Source organism: Pseudomonas sp. 44 R 15 (assembly GCF_900004965.1).
Classification (GTDB): domain Bacteria; phylum Pseudomonadota; class Gammaproteobacteria; order Pseudomonadales; family Pseudomonadaceae; genus Aquipseudomonas; species Aquipseudomonas orientalis_A.
Genome location: NZ_CVTU01000035.1, coordinates 111,510 through 119,376, shown reverse-complemented (window position 1 = coordinate 119,376; position 7,867 = coordinate 111,510). Strand labels below are relative to the sequence as shown.

Genomic DNA, 7,867 nt, shown 5'->3' with positions numbered 1-7,867 from the left:
CGGCGTTTTTCAAGGTAGTTGTCGCGTCCACCGTCGCGCTACGCGACTTTTATTACCACGGTCAGCTCCCTTTCGGGGTTCAGATACACCGTCCCGATAGGGTTCCAGTTGCGTGTCTCTCCTGACCATCGTTCCGGTCTTTTCTCTCTGGCCTGCCGGTATGTCGCATCTCGACGAGCCAAGATTTCTCGGTCTTTTCCTTCATGACGTTGAGCCGGTGTTACGAAGCGGATCCGGCTATGACGGTGCACAGTGTTGTACCAGGTCATAAAATCCCTCACCCAGATACGCGCATCTTCCAGGCTGGTAAACCCCGCCTGTGGCCACTGCGGGCAGTATTTCAGTGTCCTGAACAGTGATTCCGAGTACGGGTTGTCGTTGCTAACCCGTGGTCGACCGCGAGACGGTGTGATGCCCAGGTCATACATCTTGGTCAGTAACGTCACCGATTTCATCGGTGCTCCGTTGTCCGAGTGAAGCACCAGCGGCTGGCGCCAGCACTTCTCCTGAGTCACGCTTCGTTGCAGCAACGCTGCTGCCTTCTCCCCGCTCTCTGCTTCATAAACTTCCCAGCCCACGGCTTTTCGGCTGTAGATGTCTTCGATCAGATAGAGGTAGTAAAATTTCCCACGAACCGGGGACGGCAGGTAGGTGATGTCCCACGACCATACCTGGTTAGCTGAAGTCGCTGCGTAAGTGGTCGGTGCCTCATGGCGATGCGGCCGCTTGGCTCTGGACCGGTGATGCTGCTGACCTGCCGCATGCAGCACACGATAAAAAGTCGACTCCGAGGCTACATATCTTCCTTCATCGGCCAATTGCGGCACGATCTGGCTTGGCGGGAGGTGCGCATAGGCTTTGCTGTTGCACAGGGTCACGATGCCTTGTCGTTCAAGCTCACTGAGTGCATTACTCGGTATCGGCCTTAGCGTCGTCGTGCGTCCATCTGCCAAGAGTTCTTGCGGCAAGCTCCAGCGTTGCAGCGTCCTCAGTGAAATGCCTACCTCCTGACAAGCAGGCGCCCTGCGGGCGCCCGCCAGAATGGCTTCATTAAGCCAATCAACGAGTAAATACCGTTCTGGCAACAAGGTCAGTTGGCCTCGTCGTCGCTCCCCCAGTAGGCATTGAGCTTTTTTCGTAGTACCAGTAAGGCCGCTGTTTCAGCCAGAGCTGCATCTTTGCGGCGCAGCTCACGCTCAAGTTCACGGATACGATTTTTATCATCCCGTGACTGTCCGGAGGTTGCAGTTTTCGCGGTTGACTGTTTCGTGCTGCCGGCAATAAAAGCGTTGCGCCAATCGGTTATTTGCTCGGGAAAAATACCTTTTCGTCGGCAGTACTCACCGACCTCCAGTTCCGATAGCGAACCTGTTTCTATGATGATCGTCAGCTTGGACTCGGCGGACCAATTTTCGGCCGGTTGCTTGGCATCGGACAATTGCGTTCCTCTGGCGGCAGCTTGTTTGCGCCAATAATGGAGAGACATATCGCTGCAACCCTCGCGCCGAGCGACCTCCGCCGCCGAGAGACTCAGGGGCGGAAGCATCATTTTCAGCAGCGCAGCTTTACGTTCTTCTGAATAGAAAGGCATGACCATACTCTTGCCGCCCCCGGAATGCTTTTCAAAAAGCGGGGGACACGACAACTACCCTGACACCGGGGGGGCGCCTGAGATCAAAAGCAGATCAAGATCAAGAGCGACTCGCTTCGCATCGTGGTTACGGTTGGGCGCTGCTGAGTTGTGTAGGTACCTGCAAACTGCAAGTGAAAGGCGCCTTTGCTTGCAGCTTGCAGCTCGCAGCCTAAACCTTAAGCGCCTTCTTGGGATAAATATCATAACGACTGGACTTGCCCTCCAGCGCATGGCTCGGCTTGGGCCCGTCAATGCACGGCGCCTTGCGCGGGCGTTTGACCACTACGCGATGGCTGGCCAGGGCGAGGGCCGCCGCGAGCAATGCCGGTGCATCCAGGTCATCACCGACCAGTGGCCGGAACAGGCGCATTTCCTTCTTCACGAGGGCAGTTTTCTCGCGGTGCGGGAACATTGGGTCCAGGTAGATCACTTGCGGCGGCTCGCCTTCCCAATTGAGCATCACTTCAATGGCGTTGCCCTTGAGCAGCGTCATGCGCGCCACGATCGGCGCCACATCAAAATCCTGCGCGGCGCGTGCCAGGCCGTCTTCCAGCAAGGCACCAATCAACGGCTGGCGCTCGATCAGGCTCATCTCACAGCCCAGGCTTGCCAGCACGAACGCATCCTTGCCCAGCCCGGCCGTGGCGTCCAGTACACGGGGACGCACGCCTTGGGCGACGCCCACGGCCTTGGCGATCATCTGCCCGCTGCCACCGCCATATAGACGCCGGTGCGCCGCGCCGCCTTCGACAAAGTCGACCCGTACCGGGCCCGGCGCGTCCGGTCCGAGCTGTTGCAATTGCAGGCCTTGTTCGCCGACCTGCAGGGAAAAATCCGCCTCATCGCGTTGCACAGGCAAGCCCAACAGCGCAGCCCACTGCGCGGCGCGGGCCTGGAATTCTTCGGCCAAGGCCTCGACCCGAATGCGGCTGGCCGCTGGTTGTTCACTCATCAATCGCTACGCTCGAAAATATTAAGGATCGGCCAATACCGGCCGATAAAAACAACAGTCAGGTATTTTGCCAGAGCTGAGCGTCGACCGAAAAAAATGTCAGACATTCTTCCCCTAACCATCGGTGTACTGCCGACCCACAACCACTACGGCCTGCGCAATACTCAAGCGCTGGCCGGGGTGAGTCATGTGTGGCAGGACTTCTTCGCCCGAGCCCTGGCCGAACAGCTCGGCGCTACGCCGGGCGCGCTGGCCGCCACGGCGCCTGCACCGCAGGACCCGGCGGTGGAACCCGGCGAAGGCGCCGACCTGCTGGCGCAGATCCTCACCCAGCGTGGGTGTGACGTGAAAGACACCGAAGTCGCCCCACCTGAGCCGCTGTTCCTGCCGATTGCCGAATTCGAGACCGAGCTGCTGCCACCCGCGCCCGCGCCGTTCCCTGACGAAGACATCATCGCCCAGCAACGTCAGCAGCATTTCGAAAGCGGCTGGGTACGGCCGATTGTCCTGAATGCGGGCCACCCCGTCGCTGAACCCGGCCCGGCGCCGCAGCCCCGCCCGCTGCATCTGCCGATTGCCGAGTTCGAGCTGGACTTGTTGCCACCGCCGGCGACCCCGTTCACCGAACAGGACCTGGTCGAACAACAGAAGGCCCTGGATTTCGACTACCACTGGGCGCGTCCGTTGATCGTCAACAACCTGCGCCTGGCCGCCTGACGCTTAGCGACACACCCACCAGCGTCCCATGTCCAGATGAAAATGGTTACGGTGTGCAGCGTTGTAGTCGGGGCTCAACACCCCGTTGAACGCGTTACACGCGCTGTCACGCACCTGACGCAGAAACCGTGCGTCAGCGTCGTCGCCCGGCCAATCCTTGAGCACACTGATACGGCGTCCATCGGCCAGGCGAAACCCGGCGATATCCAGGGCATTGGCCGAGGCGTGCTGACTGAGGCGGCCTTCGGCGCGGTTGTAGATATTGCGACAGGCAAAACTGCCCAGGTGATCGACCCGCGTCACCGCCTCGCCATAGATCGCCTGAGCCGCCGGCTGCAGGCTGTGCCGCTCGAACAACGCAAAGGCTACGGCCAACGGGCAACTGGCCAGAAAACTGCTGCTCAAGCCCACCTCCCCGCCCTGTACCCGCAATGTGTTGCGCAACGGGCAGGCGGCGTCGGGGGCTGAGTCCGCCTGGCGGGTCGCCCGCAACCCCGAGGTTTTCAGCACTTGGTCGCACAGCAACGGATCATCCTGCAGCCGCCCCAGCTTGTAGCGCGTCAACAGGTTCGGACTGGCGCGTACATCCAGCGGCGCCCAGGGGTTCCACTCGTCCGGCACCGGCACCCAGCCCCGCCATGCGCCCACCGCAACAGCGCCGCCGAGCACCAACAACGCGCCCATCCACCCGATCGACCGCACGGCTTAGCCCTTGAAGAATTGATTGGCCTGGTCGAACAGCATCTTGCGCTCGGTAAAGGTGAAGGTGCCCGATCCATAGACCTCCTGCGCCGCCCGATAAAACTCGCCATAGGCCGCCAGGGCCAGGGCCGAGCCCACGCTGATGCGCCGCACGCCCAACTCACTCAACTGCGCGACGCTGAGGTTCAAGCCACCGGACATCAACACGTTCACCGGCTTGGGCGCGACGGCCTTGACCACCGCCAACACCTCTTCGGCACTGCGCAGGCCCGGCGCATACAGCACATCGGCGCCCGCCTCGGCGTAGGCTTGCAGGCGGCGAATGGTGTCGGGCAAATCCAGGCGGCCATGCAGGAGGTTTTCTGCGCGAGCTGTCAGCGTGAAGGGAAAGGCCAGGCTGCGGGCAGCGGCAACGGCAGCCTCGACGCGCTCGACGGCCAGGTCGAAGGGATAGATAGGGTCGGCGGCAACGCCCGTGGCGTCTTCGATGGAGCCACCCACGATACCGGTGGCGGCGGCTCGCAGAATGGTCTGGGCACAGCCTTCTGGAGTGTCGCTGAAACCGTTTTCCAAGTCGGCGGCGACCGGCAGCGCAGTCGCCCGGACGATGCTGCCGGCATTGCCCAGGGTGTCCTCCAGCGACAGCGCGCCTTCGGCATCCGGCCGCCCCAGGCTGAACGCAAAGCCCGCGCTGGTGGTGGCCAACGCTTCGAAGCCAAGGCTGGCAAGCATGATGGCGGAACCTGCGTCCCACGGGTTGGGCATCACAAAGGCACGATCACGTGTGTGCAGGGCTTTGAAGGTTTCGGCGCGAAGGGTTTGGGCATCCATGACGGGCTCCTGGCGGGGAAAAGAGCCCTAGAGTAACCCCAGTTGCTCCGCCACGGGTTCTCGATGCAAGGTCGCCAGCGGCGCAAGCCCCGGCAGACGTGCCATCAACTGGTCATGGAAACGCAAGGCCAATTGGGCGGCGAGGCGGTTGTCCGAGGTGTGCAGGAACATGTAGGGGGTGCGCCCCTCTTCGATCCAACGGGCGATCTTTTCGACCCAGGGCATCAGGAACGGATCGTTGGCTTCAAGCTCGGGGTGCCCGATAAAACGCACTTGGGGACATTGAGTCAACGCCGCCGGGCGCGGTGGCACCCTGGGCTTTTTCGATTGGGCATGCAGGACGGCCGCCGAGGTGGAGGTGCAACTGAACAGCGCGCGCGAATCGAGGCACACGCGCTCGACGCCGCGGTCACGCAACAGGCGGTTGAGCATGCGCTCGGCCTCGCCTTTGGCGAAGAACTCATCGTGACGCACTTCAACCGCCAGTGGACGGTCAATGCCATCGAGGAATCCGGCCAGCTCTCCGAGACGCTGCGGTGTAAAGCCTTTCGACAGTTGCAGCCACAACGGCGACACACGCTCGCCGAGGGGGCTCATCAAGCCGATAAAACTTTCCGCCGCCGGCAGTTGTTCGCGCAAGTCACCGGCATGGCTGATATCACCCGGGAATTTGGCGGTGAAGCGAAAGTCATCGGGCATGATGTCGGCCCAGCGCTGCACGGTTGCGGCCGAGGGTCGAGCATAAAAAGTGGTGTTGCCTTCAACGGCGTTGAAGACCTGGGAATAGAGGCCGAGGTAATCGTTGGCGCGTGCATCGGCGGGGTACAGGTACTCGCGCCAGGCGTTTTCACTCCAGGACGGGCAGCCGATGTAGTAAGGCAGGCGCATCATATGTGGATATCGAGACCCAGCACTTCCATATCCCATTCGACAAAACCGGCGGTGGTCAGGTAGCTGGCCAGGGCCGTCGCGACGCTTTTGCTCATGGAGCGGGGGAAGACCATGTCTTGCTGACGGGCGGGAAGACCGCTGATGCGTGCTTGAGTGCCGGCCTGCGCGTCGGACTGGACTTCGATGAAGTCCGGCGAGTCCTCGACGGAATCGTCCACCGTCGCGTTAGCCTTGCGCGGCTTACGCTTGATCGGGTACGACTGTGAGGAAAAGCCATCAATACGCATGGACGCGAACTCGCTATCAATAGTGGCATTTTAGTGGCGCAATCCGTAACGCGCAAATGCTCTGGTGATAACTAGAACACATAATTGGTAAAAGGTTTAAAAACCGCTGCAAATTCTGACGATTGGCGAAATTTGCCTCAAAATGCCATCATTTTTGACGTCAAATAATCCCGCGTTCCGCCTTGGTTTGCGCAACCTTATCGCGCAAGTACACCGGCGCCGCCTGATCAGCGGCAATGGCCTCGCCACGCTCGAATGCAAAGCGCGCCAAGGTCAGCAAGTCTTCTGCATGGGGCAGCATCGCGGGGTCCTGGCCGACCAGTTGCACACCGATCCGCTCGCCATATCCCCAGCCGGTACCGGCGCCGAACCAATCGCCGCTGGCATCTTGCGGCAACACCGATGACTCCGGTGCCTGCACGGCCTCAACGCCCACCAGGCGCATTTCACCGGCGCTCTCGCGATAGCAGCCCCAATACACTTCATCCATCCGCGCATCGATCGCCGCCGCCACCTGGGAAGTACCGTGTTCACGCAGCGCACGTTGGGCCAGCACCGCGAGGTTGGACACCGGCAACACCGGACGCTCCAGCGCAAACGCCAGGCCCTGCACCACGCCAATGGCAATGCGCACGCCGGTAAACGCGCCGGGGCCACGGCCGAAAGCGATGGCATCCACGGCCGCCAGGCTGGTGCCGGCGTCTTCCAGCAGTTGCTTGATCATCGGCAACAGCTTCTGCGCGTGCAGGCGCGGGATCACCTCGTAGTGGCTGGTTACTTTGCCATCGTGCAGCAAGGCAACCGAGCAAGCTTCAGTCGCGGTGTCCAGGGCCAGCAGGGTGCTCATGTGTGTGGGTGTCCAAGTCGAAAAAAGTGCGCCAGTATAAACAACAACGGCCCGCAAGCGGGCCGTTGTCAATGCAGCCGATCAACGCATCAGCTCAGTGCTTGCAGCACCTTGGCTGTAATCGCCTCCACGGAGCCGACGCCAGGGATATGGCTGTACTTCGGCTTGCCCTGGGCAGCGGAGAGCTTCTGGTAGAAGTCCACCAGCGGCTTGGTCTGGGAATGGTAGACCGACAGGCGATGACGTACGGTTTCTTCGGTATCGTCCTTGCGCTGCACCAGGTCTTCACCGGTGACATCGTCCTTGCCTTCAACCTTCGGTGGGTTGTAGACGACGTGGTACACGCGGCCCGAGCCTTCGTGCACGCGACGACCGGCAATGCGCTGGACGATTTCTTCGTCCTCGACGGCGATTTCAACCACGGCGTCCAACTCGACACCGGCCTTGACCAGGGCTTCAGCCTGGGGAATGGTGCGCGGGAAGCCGTCAAACAGGAAACCGTTCTTGCAGTCTTCCTGGCTGATGCGTTCCTTGACCAGGTTGATGATCAGGTCATCGGAGACCAGGCCACCGCTGTCCATCACACTCTTGGCGATCAGGCCCAGCTCGGTGCCGGCCTTGACGGCCGCGCGCAGCATGTCGCCGGTGGAGATTTGTGGAATGCCGAATTTTTCAGTGATGAACTTTGCCTGAGTACCTTTACCGGCCCCGGGAGCTCCCAGCAGAATGACGCGCATCGATGTGCTCCTCAATTTTTTATAGAGATGACGCTCGGATTCGCCGCGTGGGGCCAATCTCGTAAAAATGTGGTTCCAGGCCGATCAAACGGCCAAAGGCTGATCAAGATACACAGCGGGCCCTTGCCACACAAGCCGCCCAAAGTAGGAGAAACCCGCGCCAGGCGTGCGTCGGCCAACGGGTTTGCCTGAGCGCAACCCCGCCCCTCAAACAACGACCGCCCTTTTCCGGGCGGTCGTCGCAGTTCATTCGCAAGCCGTTGAGAACAC

At 61.1% G+C, this 7,867-nt stretch carries 9 protein-coding genes; 1 reads left to right on the top strand and 8 read right to left on the bottom strand.

Translation table 11 applies throughout. The features are described from left to right. Positions 1-38: 38 nt before the first annotated feature. Positions 39-1,591 (bottom strand): IS3 family transposase gene (locus BFP93_RS27010; protein WP_218061229.1). Its coding sequence is split into 2 segments (ribosomal slippage): positions 39-1,129 and positions 1,129-1,591, totalling 1,554 coding nucleotides; the frame shifts between segments, so codons are not numbered across the junction. 211 nt (positions 1,592-1,802) lie between these two features. Then, positions 1,803-2,585 carry a class I SAM-dependent methyltransferase gene (locus BFP93_RS03575; protein ID WP_065891957.1) on the bottom strand — a complete coding sequence of 261 codons (783 nt, stop codon included), beginning with the start codon at positions 2,583-2,585 and terminating at the stop codon, positions 1,803-1,805. A 96-nt stretch (positions 2,586-2,681) separates the two neighbouring features. Between BFP93_RS03575 and BFP93_RS03570 the strand changes: the two genes are divergently transcribed. Then, positions 2,682-3,302, top strand: coding sequence for an energy transducer TonB (locus BFP93_RS03570; RefSeq protein ID WP_065891956.1), 621 nt, complete (start codon positions 2,682-2,684; stop codon positions 3,300-3,302). 3 nt (positions 3,303-3,305) lie between these two features. On the opposite strand, the gene BFP93_RS03565 is transcribed toward BFP93_RS03570, so the two are convergent. The 6 genes from BFP93_RS03565 to adk form a co-directional block, all read right to left on the bottom strand. Beyond that, positions 3,306-3,986 (bottom strand): extensin-like domain-containing protein, encoded by a 681-nt coding sequence (locus BFP93_RS03565; RefSeq protein ID WP_083205595.1) that lies wholly within the window; start codon positions 3,984-3,986, stop codon positions 3,306-3,308. 21 nt (positions 3,987-4,007) lie between these two features. Next, positions 4,008-4,835 (bottom strand): isocitrate lyase/PEP mutase family protein, encoded by an 828-nt coding sequence (locus BFP93_RS03560; RefSeq protein WP_065891954.1) that lies wholly within the window; start codon positions 4,833-4,835, stop codon positions 4,008-4,010. 27 nt (positions 4,836-4,862) lie between these two features. After that, complete coding sequence (locus BFP93_RS03555; RefSeq protein ID WP_065891962.1) at positions 4,863-5,723, bottom strand: DUF72 domain-containing protein; 861 nt, start codon at positions 5,721-5,723, stop codon at positions 4,863-4,865. Further along, positions 5,723-6,013 (bottom strand): hypothetical protein, encoded by a 291-nt coding sequence (locus BFP93_RS03550; protein WP_065891953.1) that lies wholly within the window; start codon positions 6,011-6,013, stop codon positions 5,723-5,725. The genes BFP93_RS03555 and BFP93_RS03550 overlap by 1 nt, the downstream gene beginning before the upstream one ends. 160 nt (positions 6,014-6,173) lie before the next feature. Beyond that, the gene (gene tsaB / locus BFP93_RS03545; protein WP_065891952.1) at positions 6,174-6,860 is read right to left on the bottom strand and encodes a tRNA (adenosine(37)-N6)-threonylcarbamoyltransferase complex dimerization subunit type 1 TsaB; all 687 of its coding nucleotides are present in this window, start codon (positions 6,858-6,860) and stop codon (positions 6,174-6,176) included. Between the two features lie 89 nt (positions 6,861-6,949). Further along, on the bottom strand, positions 6,950-7,597 hold the full coding sequence (gene adk, locus BFP93_RS03540) for an adenylate kinase (protein ID WP_003172225.1): 648 nt from the start codon (positions 7,595-7,597) through the stop codon (positions 6,950-6,952). Positions 7,598-7,867: the final 270 nt, after the last annotated feature.

Excerpts from the sequence above, each read along its gene's own strand:
- BFP93_RS03575 (WP_065891957.1), bottom strand. The coding sequence starts at position 2,585 with ATGAGTGAACAACCAGCGGCCAGCCGCATTCGGGTCGAGGCCTTGGCC.
- BFP93_RS03565 (WP_083205595.1), bottom strand. The coding sequence starts at position 3,986 with ATGGGCGCGTTGTTGGTGCTCGGCGGCGCTGTTGCGGTGGGCGCATGG.
- BFP93_RS03555 (WP_065891962.1), bottom strand. The coding sequence starts at position 5,723 with ATGCGCCTGCCTTACTACATCGGCTGCCCGTCCTGGAGTGAAAACGCC.
- BFP93_RS03570 (WP_065891956.1), top strand. The coding sequence starts at position 2,682 with ATGTCAGACATTCTTCCCCTAACCATCGGTGTACTGCCGACCCACAAC.
- adk (WP_003172225.1), bottom strand. The coding sequence starts at position 7,597 with ATGCGCGTCATTCTGCTGGGAGCTCCCGGGGCCGGTAAAGGTACTCAG.
- BFP93_RS03550 (WP_065891953.1), bottom strand. The coding sequence starts at position 6,013 with ATGCGTATTGATGGCTTTTCCTCACAGTCGTACCCGATCAAGCGTAAG.
- tsaB (WP_065891952.1), bottom strand. The coding sequence starts at position 6,860 with ATGAGCACCCTGCTGGCCCTGGACACCGCGACTGAAGCTTGCTCGGTT.
- BFP93_RS03560 (WP_065891954.1), bottom strand. The coding sequence starts at position 4,835 with ATGGATGCCCAAACCCTTCGCGCCGAAACCTTCAAAGCCCTGCACACA.